Origin of the sequence: Kitasatospora sp. NPDC056446 (assembly GCF_042796115.1) — a bacterium.
Lineage (GTDB): Bacteria > Actinomycetota > Actinomycetes > Streptomycetales > Streptomycetaceae > Kitasatospora.
Genome location: NZ_JBHTRF010000046.1, coordinates 20,995 through 42,953 on the forward strand (window position 1 = coordinate 20,995; position 21,959 = coordinate 42,953).

Genomic DNA, 21,959 nt, shown 5'->3' on the forward strand with positions numbered 1-21,959 from the left:
CCCGAACGGCCCACGGTGGAAGACTGAGGGCATGCAACAGTTGATCAGCCCGCTCGCCGCGACGGTCGCCGATCCGGCCGCACTGGAATCGCTCGCCGCCGTGTACGCGTACCCCGAACAGGTGAATCGGGGCCGCCCCTGGCTGCGCGCCAACATGGTGTCCGGCCTGGACGGCGGGGCGAAGCTCGACGGGCTGTCCGAGGGGCTCTCCGGGGACGCCGACAAGCGGATCTTCGGGGTGCTGCGGGCGCTGTCGGACGTGGTGCTGGTCGGCGCGGAGACGGTCCGCGCGGAGGGCTACCGGCCGGCCCGGGCCCGCAAGGAGTTCGCGGCGGCGCGGGCGGCGGCCGGGCAGGCGCCGGCCCCGGCGATCGCGGTCGTGACCCGCTCGCTGCACCTGGACCTGACCGCGCCGCTGTTCACGGACCCGCTGGTCAGGACGGTGGTGATCACCACCGAGGACGCCCCCGAGGAGCGCCGCCGCGCGGTCGCCGAGGTGGCCGACCTGGTCCTCGCCGGGACCGGTTCGGTGGACCTGCGGGCGGGCGTGGCGGCCCTGGCCGAGCGGGGCTGGACGCGGCTGCTGACCGAGGGCGGTCCGCGCCTGCTGGGGCAGCTCGCGGCGGCGGGCCTGCTGGACGAGCTGTGCCTGTCGCTGGCCCCGCTGCTCACCGGCGGCGACGCGCCGCGCATCCTCCACGATGCGCAAATGCCTGACGTGCAGCGGATGCGACTGGTCTCATTGATCGAGCAGAAAGGATTCCTCTTCACCCGCTACCTGCGTCGCCCGGGTTCGGAATGACCCCGTGACCCCTCGATCGTGATCCCGTTATGCGATGCCGGGGCCCGGGGGCCGGCCACTGGAAGGACTCACGTGTTCAAGACGGTACTGATGATCGAAAAGGCTCTCTCCGACGCGGACGTGGAGCTCGTCACCACGCTCCACAGCGACGAGAAGGTCTCCTTCGTCGTCCTGATGCAGCCTCGCGGCAAGCAGGACGAGCTGCTGCGGGCGCTGGACGACGTGGCCCTCGGCCACCTCGACAAGGTGGTGCACGAGCACGACGAGTCCGAGAGCGGGCCCACCGTGGCCACCGAGTCGCTGGAGCACAGCCTGCGCCACCTGCGCTCGGCCGGGGCCGCCGCGGTGGGCGAGCTGGTCGAGGAGAAGCCGCTGGAACGGCTGCGCGCGGTGGTCGAGGAGCACCGGGCCGACGAGGTGGTGGTGCTCACCTCCCCGCACTTCGTGGAGGAGTTCTTCCACCGCGACTGGGCCTCCCAGGCCCGGCACAAGGTGGGGGTGCCGGTGCTCAGGCTGTTCGCCAGCGACTCCTGACTCCGCGCGCCGGTGGTGCAGAATCGTCCTTGCGGTCCGTCCGCGAGGACGGTTCTGTCGTCTGCGGCGCCTGCGGCGTCCCCGACGTCCGTGGCGTCGCCCCGCACCGAACCGTCCGCCCGCCCTGTCTGCCCCCGCCCGTACGGAGCCACGCCTTGAACGACGCCGCGCACGACCTGCACGCCCCGCACTTCATCGGCATCGGCGGCGCCGGGATGTCCGGCCTGGCGAAGATCCTCGCAGTGCGCGGTGCCAGCGTCTCCGGCAGCGACTCCAAGGAGTCCGAGACCGTCCTCGCGCTGCGCGCCCTCGGTGCCACCGTGCACGTCGGCCACGCCGCCGAGCACGTGCCGGACGGCACCAGCAGCGTGGTCGTCTCCAGCGCGATCCGCGCCGACAACCCGGAGCTGGCCGCGGCCCGGGAGCGCGGCATCCCGGTGGTGCACCGCTCCGACGCGCTGGCCGCGCTGATGGGCGGCCGCCGCGCGCTCGCGGTGGCCGGCACCCACGGCAAGACCACCACCACCAGCATGCTCGCCGTCGCCCTCGGCGAGCTGGGCCTGGACCCGTCCTACGCGATCGGCGGCGACCTCGACGCGCCCGGCTCCAACGCCCACCACGGCACCGGCGAGATCTTCGTCGCCGAGGCCGACGAGAGCGACCGCAGCTTCCACAAGTACGCGCCCGAGGTGGCGATCGTGCTCAACGTGGAGCTGGACCACCACGCCAACTACGCCTCGATCGACGAGATCTACGAGTCCTTCGAGACCTTCGTCGGCCGGATCGTCCCCGGCGGCACCCTGGTGGTCTCCGCCGACCACGACGGCGCCCGCGAGCTGACCTCCCGGGTGACCGGCCGCGAGGACCTGAACGTGGTCACCGTCGGCGCCGCCGAGGACGCCGACGTCCGGGTGCTCTCGGTGGTCGCCCGCGGCATGACCAGCGAGGTCACCGTCGTCCTGGACGGCACCGAGCTGACCTTCACCGTCTCGGTGCCCGGCCGGCACTACGCCCACAACGCCGTCTCCGCTCTGGCCGCCGGCGTCGCGCTGGGCGTCCCGGCCGCCGACCTGGCCAAGGCGCTCGGCGCCTACACCGGGGTGCGCCGCCGCCTCCAGCTCAAGGGCGAGGCCGCCGGCGTCCAGGTGATCGACTCCTACGCCCACCACCCCACCGAGATGACCGCCGACCTGGAGGCGATCCGCGAGGGGCTGGACGGCGCGGGCCGGGTCCTGGTCGTCTTCCAGCCGCACCTGTTCAGCCGCACCCAGCAGCTCGCCGAGGAGATGGGCCGGGCCCTGGCCCTGGCCGACGCCTCGGTGGTGCTCGACATCTACCCGGCCCGCGAGGACCCGATCCCCGGCGTGACCAGCGAACTGATCATCGACGCCGCCCTCCGGGCCGGTGCCGAGGTCACCGCCGAGCACTCCTTCGCCGCCGCCCCCGCCCTGCTGGCCGGCCTCGCCCGCCCGGGCGACCTGCTGCTCACCATGGGCGCGGGCGACGTCACCAACCTCGGGCCGGCCATCCTGGACAACCTGCGGGGAGGCCTGGAGCACCTCGCGAACGTTGCTTCCAACGTCTGACCTACGTCCACCGCGACCGGGAGCCGTGATGAGCTACGAGATCGAGAAGACCGAAGCCGAGTGGCGCGAGCAGCTCAGCCCCGAGGAGTACCACGTGCTCCGCGAGGCGGGCACCGAGCGCCCGTTCGTCGGCGAGTACACCGACACCAAGACCGTCGGCGTCTACGGCTGCCGGGCCTGCGGAGCCGAGCTGTTCAGCTCCGAGACCAAGTTCGACAGCCACTGCGGCTGGCCGTCCTACTACGCGCCGCTGGCCGGGGACCGGGTCCAGTACATCGAGGACACCACGCTCGGCATGCGCCGGGTGGAGGTGCGGTGCGCGCGCTGCGGCGGGCACCTGGGGCACGTCTTCGAGGGTGAGGGCTACGGCACCCCGACCGACCAGAGGTACTGCATCAACAGCATCTCGCTGACGCTCCGGCCGGCCGAGTAACGGCGGACGGGCGGCGACGGCCGTCGTCGGCCCGGAGGCCCGGAGGCCAGGAGGCCAGGAGGCCCAGAGGCCAGGACACCCCGCGGTGTCCTGGCCTCCTGCCGTCCGGCCCGGTCCCACTCGGCCGGCGACCGCTCAGCCGGCGACCGCTTCGAAGCGGACCGGGAGGTGGACCAGGGCCCGGTGGAACGGGCCCGGGCGCCAGAGCAACTCCTCGGCCGGGCCGGCCAGTTCGAGGTCGCTGAGGCGGCTGCCGAGCTGCTCGATCGCGGTGATCGCGATCAGCAGGGCCGGGTCCCGGGCCGGGCAGGCGTGCGGGCCGGCCGCCCAGGCCAGGTGGGCGCTCTCGCCGCTGCGCAGCTCGCCGTCGTCGGTGGGCGGCGCGGCCTGGGAGTTGGCCGCCGCGTAGGAGACCAGGACCAGGGTGCCGGCCTTGATCTCGCGGCCGTGGAAGACGATGTCGTAGCGCGGGTAGTGGGCGGAGAGGTTGGCGAGCGGCGGCTCGTGCCAGAGCACCTCGTCGATCGCCTGGTGGGCGGTCATCGCGCCGCCGAACAGCGAGCCGGCGTAGCGGGCGTCGGTGAGCAGGCGCAGCAGGGCGTTGCCGATGAGGTTGGTGGTCGGCTCGTGCCCGGCGATCATGGTCAGGGTGATCTGCCGGATCACCTCGTCGTCGTCCAGTCCGACCGGGTGGGTGACGAACCAGGAGGCGAGGTCGTGCCGGGGGCGTTCGCGGCGCTCGGCGACCATGGCGGTGATCACCGCGAGGAGTTCCCCGTAGGCGGCGCCGGCCTTGGCGGTGGACTCGATCAGCCCGGTGATCGCGCCGACCACCCGGTCCCGGTGCTCCTCGGGCACGCCGAACCAGGTGGTCAGCACGAAGGCGGGCAGCTGGCGGGCGTACTGGGCGATCAGGTCGGCGTGGCCGGTGCCGGCGAAGCGGTCGATCAGCCGGTGGGCGGCCTCGGCGACCTGGCGCTGGAGCCGGTGCGGTTCGAACAGCGCCAGGGCGTCGGTGATCACCGCCCGGTAGCGCGCGTGCGTCTCGCCGTCGCTGAACAGGGCGGTCGGGCGGTAGCCGAGCACCGGCAGCAGCGGGGAGTCCGCCGGGACGGTCCGCTGCCAGGCGCGGGAGTCCTTGGAGAAGGTGTCGGAGTCGCGCAGCAGGTCCAGGGCGGCCTGGTAGTCGGTGACCAGCAGGGCCTCGACGCCGGGCGCGATCTCCACCGGGGCCACCGGGCCGTGCCGGCGCAGCCGCTCGTAGACCAGCTGGGGGTCGGCGGCGAAGACCGGGCCGTGGATCGGGGTCGGACGGGTCTCGACGGTCACGGGCGTTCCTCGGTGGCGGTGGAGGCGGTGGAGGCGGCGGTGGCGGTGGAGGCGGTGGAGGCGGCGGGCAGGGCTTCGAGGACGTGCTCGGCCAGCGCGATCAGCGCGTCCAGGCTGCCCTCGCGCTCGCGGGCGTCGCAGAGCAGCAGCGGGGTGGTGGGGTGCAGGTCCAGGTGGGCGCGCAGGACCTCGGGCGGGTGGTCCGGCGCGTCCGGGAAGCGGTTGACGGCGACGGCGTAGGGCAGGCCCTGCTCCTCGACCATGTCCATGATCTCGAAGGAGTCGGCCAGCCGCCGGGTGTCGGCGAGCACCAGGGCGCCGAGGGCGCCGCGGGCGATGTCCTGCCAGAGCGGGAAGAAGCGGCGCTGGCCGGGGGTGCCGAACATGTAGAGCACGACGTTGCCGGGCAGGGTGAGCCGGCCGAAGTCCACCGCGACGGTGGTGGTGGACTTCTCGGGCAGGCCCGCCAGGTCGTCGACCGGCCGCCCGGTCTCGGTCATCGCCTCCTCGGTGTGCAGGGTGGCGATCTCCGAGAGGGTGCGGATGAGCGTGGTCTTGCCGACCCCGAACGGGCCGGCGACCACCAGTTTCATCAGCGTCTGGTCCCGGTCGGGCAGGTAGCCGACCCGGTCCGGCGGCCCGACGGGGGCGCCGTCCGGGTCACCGGAGCGCACGGAGTCCAACGAGGAGCCTCTCGACGAGGGAGCGGTCGGTCTGCTGGGCCCGCGGGATCGGCGCACGGGCGTGCAGGCAGCCCGTCTCGACCAGGTCGGCCGCGAGGAAGACCGTGGCGCTGACCGGCAGGCGCAGGTGCGCGGCGGCCTCCACCACGGTGAGCGCGCCGGGGCGCAGCAGGTCCCAGAGCCGGCGGTGTTCGGGTTCGAGCCCGGTCGGCGGTTCGGCGCGGTCGGCGAACAGGACGGTCAGCCGCTCGAAGCCCTCGGTGCCGGGGCGGCTGCGGCCGCCGGTGGCCAGGTAGGCGGGCACCATCCGCCTGCGGGGGACGGCGGTCATGACCGGACGGTGTCGTCCTGCTGCCGGGACGGGCTCGCGAGCGCGCGGCCCAGGGCGGCGACCTGCACCTGCATCTGGTAGGACACGTTGCCGAGTTGGGCGTCCGGGGTGGTGAACACGGCGAGTGAGGTGTTCTCCCCGGCGGGGACGACGATGGCGTAGCCGAGGTCGGACTCCACCACGGTCTGGGCCAGCCGGGGGCGCTCGGTGTCGGTGAACGCGGTGGTGAACGCGCGGGCGGCGGCGTGCACGGTGGCGGTCATCGCGGCGACCCGCTCGGCGGAGGCCCGCCCCAGGCCGTCCGAGGCGCCCTCGACCAGGCCGTCCCCGGTGGCGATGACCGCGTGCAGCACCCCCGGCAGCTCCAGCAGCGGGGTCAGCACCCACGAGATCTCGTCGGTGGCGGTCGGGCTGGGCGTGCTGGTCACTGCTCGGCTCCTTCTAAGGGCGTCGGGCCGGTGGTGTGGCCACCGGGGTCGGGGTCGGCGGTGGTGTCGCCGGGGGTTCCGGCACCGGCGGCGGTGACGGTGACGGTGGCGGTGGCGATGGCGGTCGGGGAACCGGCGGTGGTGCCGCCGTTCCCGGACGCGGCGTCCGCCCGTGCGGCCCGCGCCACGGCGGCGCGGCCGGAGTCGGTGCCCTGTTGCAGCGCCTGCCAGTGGGCGGCGGCCTGTTCTGGGGTGCGCCCGGGGGCGGCCGGGGCCGTGGTGGCGGGGGGCGCGGGGGCGGCGGGGGTACCCGGCTCCTCGGCGGCCGTCGGGCGGCGGCGGCGCCGGGTGGGCAGGCCGCTGCCGTCGTCGGCCGGAGAGTCCGGCGAGTCCGGCGAGCCGGCCGCCTCCGGGGCGCCGGCGGTCTCCGGGGCACCGGCCGCTGCCGGAGGCCGCGGGGAGGCTGCCGTCCCCGCAGCCTCCGCCACCGGGCGGGCCGTGCCCGGGTCGGGCACCACGTGGATGGCCGGTGCCGGGTGCGGGCCCGGCTGGTGGTGGCGGTCGGCGAGCCGCGGGCCGTCCTGCTCGTCGGCGTCGCGCATCGGCGGGACGGCGGCGACGGTGGGCGCGGGGGCGGGCCCGGCGCCGGCCCGCAGCGGCAGCGGGGTGAGCACCGACAGCTGTTGCCCGTCGTCGACGACGGTGACCAGTCCGGCCGGGATGCGCAGGATGGTCCGCATGCCGCCGTACGGCGAGGGCTCGATGTGGCAGGCGAAGCCGTACTGGCGGGCGAGCTTGCCGATCACCGCGAAGCCGGTCTTGGGCGGGTTGCCGAGTTCGGTGAGCAGGACGTCCGGCGGGCCGGCGAGCAGTCGGCGGGCGCGGCGCAGCTGGTCCTCGTCCATGCCGATGCCGCTGTCGTCGATGATCACCAGCGCGCCGCGGCCGCCCTGTTGGACGGTCACCGGGACGTCGGTCTCCGGGTGCGAGTAGGAGGTGGCGTTGGCGAGCAGTTCCGCGATGGTGACGGCGATCGGCTCGGCGGCCCGGGCGACCACCGCCAGCCGGTGCTCCCGCAGGTGGTTGGCGACCTTGACCCGGGCGTAGCCGGGCACCCGGGAGAGCGCGCCGACGACCACCTCGGCGAGCGGCGAGTCGGTGCGGGCGAGGCCGGGCCAGGCCTCGCAGAGCACGCCGACGGTCTGGATCCGGCGCAGCGCCACCTCGTTGCGGAAGTCGACCTCCAGCAGCCGGGGGTCGTCGTTGTCGTGCTGGAGCTGCTGGACGAGGCTCTGGATCTGGTAGAGCAGGGTCTGGATCCGGGAGGTGGCGCCGCGCATGGCGGCGCGGGCGGCGGCGTCGACCCGCTCGCGTTCGTCGGCGAGGGCGGCGGTGGCGGCGTCCAGGACGGACTGGAGTGCCCGGACCGCCTCGGGGCCGACGGCCCGCGGGTCCAGCGGGCCGACCAGCGGCGCGTTGGCGTGGGTGAGCCGGACGGCGGTGGCGGCGACCCGTTCCTGGGCGAGGTGGCCGATCTCGGCGAGCAGCGCGGCGGCGCGTGCCTCGGCGGTGGCGAGGCCCCGGTCGGCCTCCTCGGCGCGGGCGGTCGCGGCGGCGCTCTGCCGGGCGGCGTCCCGGGCGGCCTCCTGTGACTCCCGGACGGTGTCCCGGGCGGTGTCCTGCGCCTCGCGGGCGGCGTCCTGGGCCTCGCGGGCGGCGTCCTCGGCGGCGCGGGTGCGGCCCTCGGCCCGCCGGGCGTCCTCGGTGGAGCGCCGGGCGGTCTCCTGCGCCTCACGCACCTGCTGCTCGGCGCGGGCCAGGCGGCCCTCGGCGACGCGGGCGCGCTCCTCGCCCCGGGCGAGCGCGGTCTCGGCGGCTGTCGCCCGGGCCGCGGCCCCGGCCCGGCCGCGGGCGAGCACGGCCGCGGCCACGGCGGCGACCAGCGCCAGGGCGATCAGCGCGATCTGCGTCATCGATGTCCTCGGGGGTGCTTGCGGGTCGGGCCGGGCGGGGGCGTCGGGCCGGGCGGGGCCCGACGGGGGCGGAGCCGGGCGGGCGTCAGCCCCGGGCGGCGCGGGGGTGCGGGATCCGGGCGGCGTCCTCGGCCAGTTCCCGGGCGACCAGGGCGACCTGTCCCATGGCGTCCAGGACGCCCGGTGCCGCCGATCCGTCCAGGTGCCGGTACTCGGCCGCGACGGTGAGGACCAGCCGCTCGGGCAGGCCGAGTTCGGGGTGGCGCTGCTCGGCGATCACCCGCCGGGCGGCGTCCAGCGCGGGTATCCCGGCCGCGTGCAGGGTGTGGGCGCGCTCGCGGACGTACGCGAGGTAGCCGATGTGCTCCTGGACGCCGTCGCGGTCGAGCACCGGGCCGTGGCCGGGCACGAAGATCTCGGCGCCGGTGGCCAGCGCCTGCTCGCAGGCGCCGATGATGTTCTCCAGCGGGCCGGCCCAGTGCGAGGGGTGGTCGCCGGGCTGTTCGGGCGTCGAGGAGAAGATCACGTCGCCGGTGAAGACCGCGCGCTGGTGCGGGAGGTGGACCATCAGGTCGCCGCCGGTGTGGGCGGCGGGCAGGCTGGTGATCCGTACCGGGTACCGGCCGACCCGCAGCTCCAGTTCGCCGGTGAAGACGGTGTCCGGGTGCACCGGATCGGTGCCGGACCAGTCGAACCGCCCGAAGTGCTCCTTGAGGTAGCCGCCGAGCAGGGAGTCCGGGTCGCTCTCGGTGACCAGGGCGTGCTGCTGCTGCGGGGTGGGCTCCCAGTGGATGTGCTCCAGCGCCTCGCGGGTGGCGATCACCTCGGCGTCGGGCAGTACCCCGGCGCCCCACAGGTGGTCGCCGTTGGCGTGGGTGACGACCACCCGGTCGACGTCGACCCCGGTCGGCAGCAGTCGGCGGCTCGCGGCGAGGAACTCGCCGGCCATCGAGGGGTCGTAGGGGGTGTCGATCCAGAGCGCGGTCGCCTCGGAGGCGAGCAGCCCGCAGTTGGCCAGGCCCCAGCCCCGCTTCGGGGGGAGCCACACGTACAGGTCCTCGGCAATCGCGCTCACGTTCGCGCGGTTGATCGTCATGTGCGTGATTATGCCCATGATGTGTCAGGAGCGGGGTAAAACCTGTACGAACGCCCGGAGTTCGTGCCCCGGTCTCTCCCGGGCTGTCCGGATTCGCACTACGTGGTCGAGACCAATCGTCTCATTGCTCGGGACGACTCGCGGACACCTCGCCCCGCAGCCCGGGCGGGACCTCGGAGCGGGGCGCGGGCAGGGCCCGGCAGACCTCGACCGTGACGTCCACGGTGTCCAGCCCGATCACCCGGCCCTCCACCGCGACGAAGCCCTTCTCCCCCGAGCGGAAGAGCGCCGCCAGCGGGGAGGTCCGGCCCGCCGCGGTCAGCGCCTCCACCGCCATCGCCGAGCCGAAGGCGAACACCCCGCAGAGCACCACGCAGGGCGCGTGCCGGGGCGTACGGGTCACGAAGATGAAGCCGTGGTCGCGGATCAGCTCCCCGGCCGGGCTGTACAGCGCCTCGAAGGTCATCCCGCCCCAGCGGGCGCGGGCCTCGTCCGGGTACTCGATGGCGAAGTCCGGGAACACCGCGTCCAGCACGCCGCCGGAGTAGGCGTTGACGCTCGGGCCGCCGATCGAGAAGGTCGGCATCCGCGGGTCCTGCGCGCCGGCCACCACCAGCTCGATCGTCGCCTTCCGGTTGACCTTCCGCAGCAGGTCGGTCAGTTCCGCTATCGCCCTGGCCTCCGCCATCGGCATGAACAGCACGTTCTTCGGCCCGCGGCTGGTCAGCCGGCAGCCGTCGGCGGTGAAGGCGAACTCCTCGACCTCGATGCTCGGCGTGACGATCTGCACCCGGCTGTACGGCGCCAGCAGCGCCCGCAGGAAGCCGTAGCGCAGCAGCAGTCTGGTCCGGGCCAGGGAGCGGGCCGCGAGGAAGCCGATCGCGGCCGGCACCGATGCGATCAGCACCTGGAGCAGGATGTCCATGTCATCCCCCCGGAGGGACACTCGACCGCGAACTGCGGGCCCTGGTTACGTCCCCGTCCGTGGCCGGAAATACCCCTTTCACGGCGGTTCCGGTCGTCAGGATCACCGTCCGGAGTGCTACTTCAGGTGCTTGATGCCCTTGCGCTCCCCCGCGCAGCGCTCGTACCCGAGCCATCCGTTGATCGCGAGCATCGGGGCGTTGGTCTCGTCGTTGGAGGTGTACGCGTGCCGGTAGCCGGCCGCGGCGGCCAGCCGCAGCGACTCCAGCTTGGCCGCCTTGCTCAGCCCGCGCCCGCGGAACTCCCGGCGGCAGGCGGTGAACGCGGACCAGTAGCGGTCCGCGCCGTCGGTCTGCGCCATGGTGAACGCGACCGGCTCGCCGTCCGCCACGGCGACCACGGTCAGCGCGCGGTCCAGGTCCGGCCGGGCCCAATCGCCGTGCAGCCACTCCTGGTACTCCAGGGCGTCCATCGGCACCTCGCCGGGCTCGTCCCGGATGGCGTCCGCCTCGACCAGGAACAGCGGGTACGGGTCGTCCGCCCAGTCGGAGGCCGGGCGCAGTTCGACGCCGGCCGGCCGCCGGGGCGCCTGCGGCAGCGGCAGCGCCAGGTCCCGGCCGCCGAACTGCGCCTGGCGCCCGAGCTCGTAGCCCCGGGCGGCGCCGAAGGCCAGCGAGGCGGGCTCGTCGTCCAGCCAGGTGTGCAGCTCCGTCACCCCGTGCCCGGCCAGGTGCCGTTCGGCCGCGGCCAGCAGGGCGGTGGCCGCTCCGCGCCGCCGGAACTCCGGCAGCACGCTGCCGTTGGCGTGCCCGACACCGGCCGCCGTCGTCCCGAGCACCAGGCCGCAGCGGACCGTGCCGACCACCCGGCCGTCGAGTTCGGCGACGAAGGTCCGGTAGTGCTCGGCGGGATTCTGCCGCGCGTTCAGCCAGAGCATGGCCGCGGGCGTCGTCACCAGGTGTTCACGCCCGGCCTGGTGGGCCGCCACCGCGGCCTCGGCGTCCTCCGGGTGGAAGTCACGGATGGTCAGGGAAGTCAGAGAAGTCGAAGAAGTCATGGGTTCGCACACTAGCCCCGAGGGGCCCCGGACCGCCCTCGATTTTTCCGGCGACACGGCGCCCCACCTGCGCCGATGTATCGTACTCGGGACCAAAGTCCCTCACCTTCGGGACGACAAGCTCAAATAATGCTCTGAGATGCCCGGGTGAGGCTTGGCAGCCACCCCGCCCGGGGACATCCTCAGCACACGGCCGCGTGGTCCTGGCGACGGCGCCCGCACCACCCGACGGCCCTCCCATCCCAGCCCTCCGAAGGGGGCGAACCGATGACTTCCCCTGCTCTGGACCTGCCCGTACGGGCGACCGGCGGCGCCACCGCCCCCACCGGCCTGGGCGTCGGCCTCGGCTGGCGCAGCGAGATCGACACCGTGGTCGAGCGCCAACCCGGCCTGGACTGGGTCGAGGTGGTCGCCGAGAACGTCTGCGCCGGCCACCTGCCCGAGTCGCTGACCGTGCTGCGCGAACGCGGCGTCACCGTCGTCCCGCACGGCGTCGGCCTCGGCCTCGGCGGCGCCGACCGGCCCGACCCCGGCCGCCTCGCCGGACTCGCCGACACCGCGCTCGCGCTCGGCTCCCCACTGGTCAGCGAGCACCTCGCGTTCGTCCGGGCCGGCGGCCTGGAGGCCGGCCACCTGCTGCCCGTCCCCCGTACCCGGGACTCGCTGCGGGTGATCGCCGAGAACGTCCGGATCGCCCAGGACCTGCTCCCGGTGCCGCTCGCCCTGGAGAACATCGCCGCCCAGCTCGCCTGGCCGGACGACGAGTTCACCGAGGGACAGTTCCTCGCCGAACTGGTCGAACGCACCGGCGTCCGGCTGCTGATAGACGTCGCCAACCTGCACACCAACCGGGTCAACCTCGGCACCGACCCGGCCGCCGAACTCGACCGCCTGCCACTGGAGGCGCTCGCCTACGTGCACGTCGCGGGCGGCACCCTGGTCGACGGCGTCTGGCACGACACCCACGCCCACCCCGTCACCGAACCGGTGCTGGAGGTGCTGGCCGAGCTCTGCGCACGGGTCGCGCCACCCGGCGTCCTGCTGGAACGGGACGCGAACTTCCCGCCGCCCAGCGAGCTGGCCGGTGAACTGGACGCCATCCGCCGGGTGCTGGAGGGGAGCACCCGGTGACCGGCGGCCCGACCACCGCGACCGACCCGACCACGGCGACCGACCCGGGCACCGCGGAGGACTCCACCGACGCCGCCCGGGAGCGCCTGGCCCGGCGACAGGCCGAACTGCTGGCCGCCCTGGTGGCCGGCGGGCCGGTCCCGCCCGGCTTCGACCCGGCCCAGGTCCGCGCCCAGTCCACCGGCCTCGCCACCAAGCGGCGCGACACCACCGCGAAGGTCGCCCCGGAACTGCCCCGCCTGCTCGGGCCGCAGTACGGGCCGCTCTTCCTCGGCTACGCCCGCACCCACCCGCAGACCGGCGGCTACCGCGCCGACGCCCGGTCCTTCGCGCAGTGGGCGCTCACCGACGGCGGCCCGCTCGCCACCGACCACCGCCGGGCCCTGGAGCAGTGGCTCCACCCGGCTCCCGTACGGCCGCCCGGCCCGCTCACCCGGCTGCGCCGGGCCCTGCGCGGCTAGCGCTCCATCGTCACCCCGGGGGAACCGCCCATGTGGCACAACAGCTACTTCATCGTCCCGGCCGTCCTGCTCGCGGCGGCCGTCGTGTACGCCGTCCGGACCCGGCAGCGCATCGGCCACGTCGCGTTCGCCAAGGGCCTGCCCGGCCGCGGACTGCCGCTGCTCGACGCCGCGTTCCTGGCCGGCGGGCCGGGCCGGGTGTTCGACACCGCCCTGGTCCGGATGCACCTCTCCGAGCAGGTCGTGGTCAGCCGCTCCGGCCTGGTCACCCTCACCGGCGGCAAGCCGTACGACGCCGTCGACCAGGCGGTCCAGGAGGCCGTCGGCCGCACCGGCAGCCGCGAACTCGCCCCGCTGCGCCGGATGGTGAAGCGCTCCGCCGCCGTCCAGGAGATCGGCAACCGGCTCGCCGACCGCGGGCTGATGCGCCGCCCCGAACGGCTGCGGCGCGCCCGCACGGCCCGTCGGCTGCTCTGGCTCGCGATGCTCCTCGCCCTGCTCTCCATGCCGGCGTCCGTGCTGATCGACGACGGCGCCTTCGGCCACGACCGCCCCAACCTCGTGATCCCGGGCCTCCTGCTGCTCGTGGGCACCGCCACACTGCTCACCACCCGGCCGATCAGGAACCGGATCACCCCGGCCGGGGTCCGCCAGCTGTCCCTGATGAACGGATCGCCGTGGACGCCCCGGTCCGGGGTGTCGCCCCGGCTGGCCGGCGGCGCGCTGCTGGGCGCCCTCGCGCTCGGCGGACTGGCCGCCGCCGGGCTGGAGGACCAGGAGCTGGAGGCCGCGATGCTGGCCGGGGCGGCCGACGAGGAGGCGATGCAGCAGGCCACCATGTCGACCCTGCTCGGATCGTCGTCCTCGTCCTCGTCCTCGTCCTCCTCCTCGTCGTCGGGTTCGTCGGGCTCGTCGTGCTCCTCCGCCTCCTGCGGCGGCTCCGCCACCTGGTGCGGCTCCTCGGACTCCGGGTCCTCCGGCTGCGGGACGTCCAGCTGCGGGTCGAGCTCCAGCAGCTGCGGATCCTCGTCGTCCAGCTGCGGCTCCTCGTCCTCCAGCTGCAGTTCCTCGTCCTCCTCCAGCTGCGGATCGAGCTGCGGCGGCGGTGGCTGCGGTTCCTGACCCCGGCCCGGGACGAACCGCCGCGGTTCGTCCCGGAACGGCGGTTCGTCCCCCGGCTGACGTCACAGTTCGGTATCGCGGACCGGGAAGCCGTTCCCCCCGCCATCCGGCGAGGCATACAACAAGGCCATGTGGTTGCTGTTCCTGATCCCGGCCTGTGTCGCAGCGGTGCTCTCCTGCCTCCGGCTGGTCCGGATGACCGCCACCGCCGACGCCCTGGCCGAACAGGACGGACTGCGCCCGCCCGAAGCCGTCGGCATCGGGCTGTACGAGACCGCGTACCTGGCCGGCGGCCCGGACCGGGTGGTCGAACTGGCCCTCGTCCTGATGGCCGGACGGGGCAGGCTGCACCTCGCGCACACCGGCTGGACCACCGTGGTCGACCCCAGGGGCCGCAGCCGCCTGGAACGGGCGGTCATCACCACCGTCGGCCCCGAGGGCCAGTGCCGTACGGACGGGCTGCGCCAGGCCATGGCCGAACACCCCACCGTGCTGGAGATCGGCGCCCGGCTCGCCCTGGCGGGCCTGGCCACCCCGGCCCTGGTGCAGCGCAACACCGTCGTGGTGGTCCGGCACGTCCGGCACGCGCTGCTGCTGACCCTGCTCCTGCTGGCCGCCTCACTGGCCCTCAGCGGCTTCACCGGCGGTGACACCGTCGCCCCGATCGCCTGGTTCTCGCTGCCGCTGATCCTCACCTCGGGCACCCTGCTGATGGCCCGGGTCGACGTCTACCCGTACACCCGCTGGGCCTCCCCGATCGGCCAGGAGGTGCTGCGGGAGGTCCGCCCGGCCCGCCAGCGCGGCCTCGCCGACGACGAGGAGCGCGAACTGCTCACCGCCGTCGCCATGAACGGCCCGGCCGTCCTCCCCGACGCCCGCCTCCGCGCCGCCCTGCGCCCGCACCGCACCTGACACCGCTCCTCGCCTGACCTGCGGAAAAGCAGCTGCGCACGGCGGCCGGGACGGGGCACACTCCTCCCCATGGACCCACGCGACCCCGACCGACCGGGCCTCGGCAGCAAGGAGCGCGCGGCGCTCGACCGCGCCCGGCACGAGGGCCGCCCCGTCCGGCTGCACCGCTCGATCCCCGGCGCGGACCGGCTGGACGGCTTCGTCCTCGGCACCGGCCCGGTCTGGACCCTGCTCGCCTCCTGCACCGACCACCGCCTCGACGGCTGGACCGCCGTCCGCACCACCGACCTCCACAAGGTCCGCGACCGGGACGGCGGGCAGGACGGCGAACCGGGCCTGACCGTACGGTTCCTGCGCCGCCGCGGCCTGTGGCCGGTCCGCCCGCCCGGCGCCGACCTGCCGCTGGACGACCTGCCCGGCCTGCTCACCGCCGCCTGCGCCGAGTACGGCCTGATCGTCCTGCACACCGAGCGCCGCGACCCCGACGCCTGCCGGGTCGGCACGGTCACCGCCCTGCGCCCCGCCTCCCTGCGCCTGCACGAGGTCGACCCGCAGGCCCGCTGGCACCGGGAGCCGACGAAGGTCCGCTTCGCGGACGTCACCCGGGTCGACCTCGGCGACCACTACACGGACGTGCTCCGCGAGTTCGCCGGCCCGCGGCCCTGAACCGCTCCGGGGACTGAGCCGCGGCGAACGACTGAACCGCTCCGGGAACGCCGGAGGCCGGCCGCCCCGAGTACGGGACGGCCGGCCTCCGGAAGGAACCGCGGACACTCAGGCCAGGCCGTTGAGCAGCTCGCCGACCGCCTTGCGGCGGCCGGTGAAGAACGGCACCTCCTCGCGGACGTGCAGCCGGGCCCGGGAGGGGCGCAGGTCGCGCATCAGGTCGACGATCCGGTGCAGCTCGTCCGCCTCGAAGGCGAGCAGCCACTCGTAGTCGCCCAGCGCGAACGAGGCCACCGTGTTGGCCCGCACGTCCGGGTAGCCGCGCGCCATCTTGCCGTGCTCGGCGAGCATCGCGCGCCGCTCCTCGTCCGGCAGCAGGTACCACTCGTAGGAGCGCACGAACGGGTAGACGCAGACGTAGTCGCGCGCGCGCTCGTCGGCGAGGAAGGCCGGGATGTGCGACTTGTTGAACTCGGCCGGGCGGTGCAGCGCCATGTTCGACCAGACCGGCTCCAGCTCGCGGCCCAGGCCAGTGCGACGGAAGCGGTTGTACGCCTCCTGGAGGTCGTCCGAGTCGCCGGCATGCCACCAGACCATGATGTCGGCGTCCGCGCGCAGACCGGAGACGTCGTACGTGCCGCGCACGGTCACGTCCTTCTCGGCCAGCTGCTCGAACAGCCCGTCGACCTCGGCGGCCAGCGCGGTGCGGTCCTCGGGCAGAGCGCCCTTGAGCTTGAACACCGACCACATCGTGTAGCGGATGACCTGGTTCAGGTCGCGCGCCTTCTTCTTCTCGGGCTGCTGCTCCGGCTGCCGCTCAACGCTCTCAGTCATGCGCCCATTGTCCTCTCCGTGGAACCTTCCCCGGTCGCCGGGGCCAACAGTCTGTCGACGGCTGCCGCGGCGGCGGCAGCCGAACCGATGCACGCCGGAATGCCCACCCCGTCGTACGCGGCGCCGCACAGCGCCAGCGCGCCCACCCGCTCCGCCGCCGCCCGGACCCGGGCCACCCGGTCCGGGTGCCCCACCGGGTACTGCGGCAGGCCCGCGTCGAAGCGCGAGACGAAGGTGTCGTACGGCCGGGCGGTCAGCCCGATCGCCTCCTCGAGGTCCGCCAGCGAGCGGGCCACCAGCTCCTCGTCCGGCCGTCCCAGCGCCTCGTCGTCGCGGTGCCGGCCCAGCGAGGTGCGCAACAGGAACGCGTCCGGCGCGGAACGCTCCAGCCAGCCCCACTTGTTGGAGGAGAAGGTCGACGCCTTGATCCGCCGCCCGTCCACCGGCGGCACCAAAAAGCCGCTGCCGCTGGGGAGTTCGGCCAGGTCGGCGCGCCGGAACGCCAGGGTCACCAGCGCCATGCCCGCGTACTCCACGGTGTCCAGCTCGGCGGCGGCCGACGGGGCGTCCTCGCGCAGCAGCCGGGCCGCGGCCGGGGCCGGGACGGCCAGCACCACGGCGTCCGCGTGCAGCACCTCGCCGCCGGTCACCACCCGCCAGCCGTCGGGGGTGCGGCGCAGTTCCTCCACCGGGGCGTCCGTGCGCAGTTCCGCACCCGCCCGGACGCAGGCCGCGGCGACCGCCTCCGGCAGGGTGCCGAGGCCGCCGCGCAGGCCGTTGAACACCGGGGTGCCGACCACCTTCGGCCGGGAGGCCAGCTCGTGCACGCCCTCGACCAGCGAACCGCCGCCGCGCGCGATCGCCAGCAGCTGCGGCACGGCGGCGCGCAGCGAGATCTCGTCGGCGCGCCCGGCGTAGACACCGCCCAGCAGCGGTTCCACCAGCCGGTCCACCACCTCGCGGCCCAGCCGGTCGCCGACGTAGCGGCCGATCGCGACGTCCTCCCCCACCTCGGTGGGCTCCTCGTGCCGGGCCCGCTCCAGCCCCTCGGCGGTCAGCACGCCGGAGGCGGCCAGCGCCTCCAAGTCGCCCGGCACGCCCATCACCTGGCCGCCCGGCAGCGGCCGCAGCGCCCCGCGTGTCCAGATCGCGGCCTTCGCGGTCGTCGGCGGCTCCAGCTCGTCGCCCAGGCCGACCGCCCGCGCCAGCTCCACCGCCTCCGGCCGCCGGGCCAGCACCGACTCGGCCCCGAGGTCCACCCGGACCCCGCCGACCTCCCCGCCCCACAGCTTCCCGCCGACCCGCCCCGACGCCTCCAGCACCGTCACCCGCGCCCGCGCGGGCCCCCCGGCCGCACCACTCAGGAAGGCGGCCGCGGCCAGCCCCGCGATCCCACCACCGACGACGACGACCCGTGCTTGCGACATGCTCCGCAGTCTCGCAGGTCTTTACACCGGACCCTCAATCCGCTGCACGCCCGGGCCTCGTCGGCACCAGGCTGTCCAGGTCGATCGTGACCGGAAACGGCACCGGGCGTTCGAGCCTGCCCCGGAAGATCCCGGCCGGCGCATAGGAGGAGGTCGTCGTGTCCAGCTCGTAGACGTGCACGACCGGCAGGTCGTCCTCTTCCTCGACGATCCAGTAATGCGGGATGCCGGCCTCCGCGTACTTGCGGATCTTGACCGTACGGTCGCGGTGCGCGGACTCCGGCGAGACGACCTCGACGACGAGCGCCACCTCGTCAGGGGTGAACCGCGTACGGTCGGGTTCGTACGCCGCGTCGGCGACCACCACGTCCGGCTCCGGGCGATTCCGCTTGTCGAGCCGGATCGTCATCTCGCGCTCGGCCAGCATCCCGTCCGGAACCGACGTCTCCAGCGCGGCGGTCAGCCTTGACACGACCCGGCTGTGCCATGAGCGCTGCGGAGACATCATGAAGACCAGTGCTCCATCGATCAGTTCGGTGTGCCGCGGCGCCTGCGGCAGGTGGTCGAGGTCGTCGGCGAACCAACCCTCGTCTCTGGGCGCGTACATCCAGTCCGGCAGCTCGCTCATGGTCCTACGGTAGCGATTCCGGGCGCGCGACGGACCCCCGCTTAATCTGTGTGCCATGGAACCGATCGTGGTGAGCGCGTGTCTGGCCGGGGTGCCCTGCCGGTACGACGGGCGGGCGAGGACCTCGGACGGCGCGCTGCGCCTGGTCGAGGAGGGGCGTGCCGTGGTGGTGTGCCCGGAGCGGGCCGGCGGGCTGCCGACGCCCCGGCCGCCGGCCGAGATCGTGGGCGGGGACGGCGCGGACGTGCTGGACGGGCGGGCGCGGGTGGTGGACGCCACCGGGACGGACCGCACCGGGGAATTCCTGGCCGGCGCCCGGGCCGCGCTCGACGCCGCCGAGGCGGCGGGGGCACGGCGGGCGGTGCTGATGGCCCGCAGTCCGTCCTGCGGCTGCGGGCAGGTGTACGACGGGACGTTCGGCGGGGAGCTGCGCCCCGGCGACGGGGTGACGGCGGCGCTGCTGCGGCGCGCGGGGATCGAGGTCACCACCGGGTAGCGGGCCCCCGGCTCCGGGGGCCCGCCGCCGTGCGGGTCTCAGCGCGCGCTGGCCTCGTGGACGAAGGCGACGAGGCGGCTGAGCGCGTCCGGGTCCATGGACGGCATGACGCCGTGGCCGAGGTTGAAGATGTGGCCGCTGCCGCCGACCGCCTGGGCGGCGTGCAGCACCTCGCGGGCCTTGGTCTCCACGACCTTGGTGGGCGCGAAGAGCACCGCCGGGTCGAGGTTGCCCTGGAGGCCCTTGCCGGGGCCGACCCGCTCGGCGGCGACGTTGAGCGGCACCCGCCAGTCGACGCCGACGACGTCCGCGCCGGCCTGGCCCATCAGGCCGAGCAGTTCGCCGGTGCCGACGCCGAAGTGGATCCGCGGCACGCCGTACCCGGCGACGGCGTCGAAGACCTTGGTGCTGGCCGGCATCACCGAGCGGCGGTAGTCGTCCGGGGCGAGCGAACCGACCCAGGAGTCGAACAGCTGGACCGCCGAGGCACCGGCCTCGATCTGCACCTTGAGGAAGGCCGAGGTGATGTCCGCGAGCCGGTCCACCAGGGCGGCCCACAGCTCGGGCTGGCCGTACATCATGGCCTTGGTGTTCTCGTGGTTCTTGGACGGCCCGCCCTCGACCAGGTAGCTGGCGAGCGTGTACGGCGCGCCGGCGAAGCCGATCAGCGGGGTCTCGCCGAGCTCGTCGACGAGCAGGCCGACGGCCTCGGTGATGTAGGGGACGTCGTCCGGCTCCAGCAGGCGCAGCCGCCGCAGGTCCTCGAAGGTGCGGATCGGGTCGGCGATCACCGGGCCGACGCCGGCCTTGATGTCGACGTCGATGCCGACGGCCTTGAGCGGCACCACGATGTCGCTGAAGAAGATCGCCGCGTCCACCTTGTGCCGGCGCACCGGCTGCAGGGTGATCTCCTTGACCAGCTCGGGCCGCATGCAGGACTCCAGCATGGGGATGCCCTCGCGGACCTTCAGGTACTCGGGCAGCGAGCGGCCGGCCTGGCGCATGAACCACACGGGCGTGTGCGGCACCGGCTCGCGCCGGCAGGCGCGCAGGAACGCGGAGTCGTACGCGGCGCCGCGGCGCGCGGGGGTGGTCCGGCCGTCGTGGGTGGCCGCCGTCGTGTCTGCCGTTGTCTCGCTCACGTGTCAAATCTTCGCACGCGCCCCGGGGGCGGTTTCCCGGCCGGGCTCGTCGGTTCCTCCAAGATCTGTCCGGGTTTGCCGTTCCGGCACGCCGCTGGGAGAGAAGTTGCGGCGATAACCCGGGCTTTCGACCTAGTCTTCGGGGCATGGCAGCGGTCGGAGGGCACCCCGCGCAGGGTGGCGGAGCAGGTGGCGGAACGGGTCGCGAGGGGGCGCCGAGCGAGTTCCGGGCTGCCGTGGCGGCCCTGGACGGGGCCCGGTTGCGCCCCGAGGTGCAGCTCTCTCCCGCGCCGGCGCCGCGCCGGCTCGCCCCGCACTCCTTCGCGGTGACCGCCTCGGTGGAGGTGGACGGCGAGGAGCTGGCGGACGGCCGGCTGGTGCTGCTGTACGACCCGGCCGGGCAGGAGGCCTGGAACGGGGAGTTCCGGGTGGTCACGATGACCCGGGCCGAGCTGGAGCCGGAGATGGCGGGCGACCCGATGCTCTCCGAGGTCGGCTGGGCCTGGCTGCTGGACTCGCTCCAGGCGCACGGCGCCGGGTACGCGGAGCCGTCCGGCACGGTGACCCTGGCCTCGTCCCAGTACTTCGGCGGCCTCGCGGACCGCCCGTCGTCGACCGAGGTCGAGATCCGGGCGTCCTGGACCCCGGCCGACGGCCGGTTCGAGCGGCACCTGGCGGCCTGGGCGGACCTGCTCTGCGTCAGTGCCGGCCTGCCGCCGGCGGCACCGGCCCCGCAGGGCCCCGCCGAGGTTCCGTCACTCGGTGGAGTGGTCCCGATGCCGGCCCGGCGACGCCCCCGGTCGCACTGACGGGTGGCTCCCGGGCCCGACGGCACCGGAGGGCCGGGACGCCACCCCCAGGACTGACGGAGTGTGACTTCGGACCCGCTCTGCGTCAATTAACCGGCCGATACTGACCGATCTGCGTCGGATCTGATCGATTTTGTGCGAATACCACGCATGTCTCATCAATCATTTGCGCGATTTGTCCGTATTGTTACTCACTAGATCGTGATCTTTCGCTAAAGCCGGGCACGGTTGCTGCCGAAGCAGTCTGTGACCCTTTCCGAACGCGGAACACTCCGACCGCCCCCTCGGGGTTCCGTCCGCCACTCCCCGCAGGAGGCCTGGTGTCGGTCCTTCTTGAGCACCCCGCAAACGTGGTCGCCTACCGGCCGACCAAGCCCACCGCCATGGTGGTCATCGCCGATCCCCGTGTCCGAAACACCGTCACCCGTCACCTGTGGGCGCTCGGCGTCCGCGACGTGATCGAGGTGTCCTCGATCGCCGAGGCCCGCCCCCGGGTCTCCACTCCCCGCGACATCTGCGTCGCCGACGTCCACCTGCCCGACGGCTCCGGACTGACCATCCTCGCCGAGACCCGCGCCGCGGGCTGGCCCAACGGCCTGGCCCTGTCCGCCGCCGACGACATCGGCGCGGTCCGCAGCGCGCTGGCCGGCGGCGTCAAGGGCTACGTGGTCACCGGCACCCGGACGAACGTCGCGATGCCGGGCCGCCCGGGCCTTCCGCTGGGCGCCGCCGGGCTGGCCGGCCGGATGCGCCGCCCCGGGATGCCGGGCATGCCGGGCGCCAACGGTGCACCGGGTGCACCGGGCGCCCCCGGTGCGCCCGGCCCGCAGCAGTCCGCCTACCGCGAGCTGTCCGGCCGCGAGGTCGAGGTGCTGCGGCTGGTCGCCGAAGGACAGTCGAACAAGGCGATCGGCGTCGCGATGGGCCTCTCCGCACTCACCGTGAAGAGCCACCTCGCCCGGATCGCCCGCAAGCTGGGCACCGGCGACCGTGCCGGAATGGTGGCAGTCGCACTGCGCACCGGGATCATCCACTGAGCCGAGTGCTCCGGACCGCCGCGGCGGGCCGGGGGGTACGGTTGCCACCCGGGCCCCGCGCCCGGGGCCCGGCCCCCCCGCACCCCCCCCCCCCGCCCCGGGGGCGGGGCGGAAGACC

General features: G+C 74.4%; 22 protein-coding genes and 1 pseudogene. 11 read left to right on the forward strand and 12 right to left on the reverse strand.

The window, feature by feature from the left end; translation table 11 throughout:
- Positions 1-31 precede the first annotated feature (31 nt).
- From ACFQ6N_RS25835 to msrB, 4 genes are all read left to right on the forward strand, one after another.
- Positions 32-802 (forward strand): pyrimidine reductase family protein, encoded by a 771-nt coding sequence (locus tag ACFQ6N_RS25835; protein ID WP_380653508.1) that lies wholly within the window; start codon positions 32-34, stop codon positions 800-802.
- A gap of 72 nt (positions 803-874) precedes the next feature.
- A complete protein-coding gene (locus tag ACFQ6N_RS25840; protein ID WP_380653511.1) occupies positions 875-1,336 on the forward strand; it encodes an indole-3-glycerol phosphate synthase in 462 nt (153 codons plus the stop codon).
- Between the two features lie 155 nt (positions 1,337-1,491).
- Positions 1,492-2,922 (forward strand): UDP-N-acetylmuramate--L-alanine ligase, encoded by a 1,431-nt coding sequence (murC, locus tag ACFQ6N_RS25845; RefSeq protein WP_380653513.1) that lies wholly within the window; start codon positions 1,492-1,494, stop codon positions 2,920-2,922.
- A 28-nt stretch (positions 2,923-2,950) separates the two neighbouring features.
- Complete coding sequence (gene msrB / locus ACFQ6N_RS25850; RefSeq protein ID WP_380653516.1) at positions 2,951-3,355, forward strand: peptide-methionine (R)-S-oxide reductase MsrB; 405 nt, start codon at positions 2,951-2,953, stop codon at positions 3,353-3,355.
- 135 nt (positions 3,356-3,490) lie between these two features.
- On the opposite strand, the gene ACFQ6N_RS25855 is transcribed toward msrB, so the two are convergent.
- The 8 genes from ACFQ6N_RS25855 to ACFQ6N_RS25890 all read right to left on the reverse strand — a co-directional run bounded on the left by ACFQ6N_RS25855 (position 3,491) and on the right by ACFQ6N_RS25890 (position 11,176).
- On the reverse strand, positions 3,491-4,684 hold the full coding sequence (locus ACFQ6N_RS25855) for a cytochrome P450 (RefSeq protein WP_380653519.1): 1,194 nt from the start codon (positions 4,682-4,684) through the stop codon (positions 3,491-3,493).
- A complete protein-coding gene (locus ACFQ6N_RS25860) occupies positions 4,681-5,367 on the reverse strand; it encodes an ATP/GTP-binding protein (RefSeq protein WP_380653522.1) in 687 nt (228 codons plus the stop codon). The genes ACFQ6N_RS25855 and ACFQ6N_RS25860 overlap by 4 nt, the downstream gene beginning before the upstream one ends.
- On the reverse strand, positions 5,345-5,698 hold the full coding sequence (locus ACFQ6N_RS25865; protein WP_380653524.1) for a DUF742 domain-containing protein: 354 nt from the start codon (positions 5,696-5,698) through the stop codon (positions 5,345-5,347). The genes ACFQ6N_RS25860 and ACFQ6N_RS25865 overlap by 23 nt, the downstream gene beginning before the upstream one ends.
- On the reverse strand, positions 5,695-6,126 hold the full coding sequence (locus ACFQ6N_RS25870; protein WP_380653527.1) for a roadblock/LC7 domain-containing protein: 432 nt from the start codon (positions 6,124-6,126) through the stop codon (positions 5,695-5,697). The genes ACFQ6N_RS25865 and ACFQ6N_RS25870 overlap by 4 nt, the downstream gene beginning before the upstream one ends.
- The gene (locus ACFQ6N_RS25875) at positions 6,123-8,099 is read right to left on the reverse strand and encodes an ATP-binding protein (RefSeq protein ID WP_380653530.1); all 1,977 of its coding nucleotides are present in this window, start codon (positions 8,097-8,099) and stop codon (positions 6,123-6,125) included. Before ACFQ6N_RS25875 ends, ACFQ6N_RS25870 begins: the two co-directional genes overlap by 4 nt.
- A gap of 85 nt (positions 8,100-8,184) precedes the next feature.
- On the reverse strand, positions 8,185-9,195 hold the full coding sequence (locus ACFQ6N_RS25880) for an MBL fold metallo-hydrolase (protein WP_380653533.1): 1,011 nt from the start codon (positions 9,193-9,195) through the stop codon (positions 8,185-8,187).
- 121 nt (positions 9,196-9,316) lie between these two features.
- Complete coding sequence (locus ACFQ6N_RS25885) at positions 9,317-10,120, reverse strand: hypothetical protein (protein ID WP_380653535.1); 804 nt, start codon at positions 10,118-10,120, stop codon at positions 9,317-9,319.
- A gap of 117 nt (positions 10,121-10,237) precedes the next feature.
- Entirely contained in the window at positions 10,238-11,176 is a 939-nt protein-coding gene (locus ACFQ6N_RS25890) for a GNAT family N-acetyltransferase (RefSeq protein WP_380653538.1), read from the reverse strand.
- Positions 11,177-11,443: 267 nt separating this feature from the next.
- Here ACFQ6N_RS25890 and ACFQ6N_RS25895 point away from each other — a divergent pair.
- From ACFQ6N_RS25895 to ACFQ6N_RS25910, 4 genes and pseudogenes are all read left to right on the forward strand, one after another.
- Positions 11,444-12,768 (forward strand): annotated as a pseudogene (locus ACFQ6N_RS25895) (DUF692 domain-containing protein).
- Between the two features lie 30 nt (positions 12,769-12,798).
- Positions 12,799-13,890 (forward strand): TIGR04222 domain-containing membrane protein, encoded by a 1,092-nt coding sequence (locus ACFQ6N_RS25900; RefSeq protein ID WP_380653541.1) that lies wholly within the window; start codon positions 12,799-12,801, stop codon positions 13,888-13,890.
- A gap of 129 nt (positions 13,891-14,019) precedes the next feature.
- A complete protein-coding gene (locus ACFQ6N_RS25905; protein ID WP_380653543.1) occupies positions 14,020-14,802 on the forward strand; it encodes a TIGR04222 domain-containing membrane protein in 783 nt (260 codons plus the stop codon).
- Positions 14,803-14,871: 69 nt separating this feature from the next.
- Positions 14,872-15,468 carry a hypothetical protein gene (locus ACFQ6N_RS25910; protein WP_380653546.1) on the forward strand — a complete coding sequence of 199 codons (597 nt, stop codon included), beginning with the start codon at positions 14,872-14,874 and terminating at the stop codon, positions 15,466-15,468.
- 108 nt (positions 15,469-15,576) lie between these two features.
- Here ACFQ6N_RS25910 and hemQ read toward each other — a convergent pair whose 3' ends face one another.
- The 3 genes from hemQ to ACFQ6N_RS25925 are packed head-to-tail and all read right to left on the reverse strand — an operon-like array spanning position 15,577 to position 18,357.
- Positions 15,577-16,302 carry a hydrogen peroxide-dependent heme synthase gene (gene hemQ, locus ACFQ6N_RS25915; protein ID WP_380653549.1) on the reverse strand — a complete coding sequence of 242 codons (726 nt, stop codon included), beginning with the start codon at positions 16,300-16,302 and terminating at the stop codon, positions 15,577-15,579.
- Positions 16,299-17,729: a protoporphyrinogen oxidase gene (hemG, locus tag ACFQ6N_RS25920; protein ID WP_380653552.1), complete on the reverse strand. Its 1,431-nt coding sequence runs from the start codon at positions 17,727-17,729 to the stop codon at positions 16,299-16,301. The genes hemQ and hemG overlap by 4 nt, the downstream gene beginning before the upstream one ends.
- Positions 17,730-17,763: 34 nt before the next feature.
- Entirely contained in the window at positions 17,764-18,357 is a 594-nt protein-coding gene (locus ACFQ6N_RS25925) for a Uma2 family endonuclease (RefSeq protein WP_380653555.1), read from the reverse strand.
- A 55-nt stretch (positions 18,358-18,412) separates the two neighbouring features.
- Here ACFQ6N_RS25925 and ACFQ6N_RS25930 point away from each other — a divergent pair, with 55 nt between their 5' ends.
- Positions 18,413-18,853, forward strand: coding sequence for a DUF523 domain-containing protein (locus ACFQ6N_RS25930; RefSeq protein WP_380653558.1), 441 nt, complete (start codon positions 18,413-18,415; stop codon positions 18,851-18,853).
- 38 nt (positions 18,854-18,891) lie between these two features.
- Here the strand turns inward: ACFQ6N_RS25930 and hemE are convergent, their stop codons facing one another.
- Positions 18,892-19,995: a uroporphyrinogen decarboxylase gene (gene hemE / locus ACFQ6N_RS25935; RefSeq protein WP_380653561.1), complete on the reverse strand. Its 1,104-nt coding sequence runs from the start codon at positions 19,993-19,995 to the stop codon at positions 18,892-18,894.
- 146 nt (positions 19,996-20,141) lie between these two features.
- On the opposite strand from hemE, the gene ACFQ6N_RS25940 reads away from it, so the two are divergent.
- Both ACFQ6N_RS25940 and ACFQ6N_RS25945 read left to right on the forward strand, forming a co-directional pair.
- Positions 20,142-20,804, forward strand: a complete 663-nt coding sequence (locus ACFQ6N_RS25940) for a DUF3000 domain-containing protein (protein WP_380653564.1) — start codon at positions 20,142-20,144, stop codon at positions 20,802-20,804.
- Positions 20,805-21,124: 320 nt separating this feature from the next.
- Positions 21,125-21,841, forward strand: coding sequence for a LuxR C-terminal-related transcriptional regulator (locus ACFQ6N_RS25945; protein WP_380653567.1), 717 nt, complete (start codon positions 21,125-21,127; stop codon positions 21,839-21,841).
- Positions 21,842-21,959 lie beyond the last annotated feature (118 nt).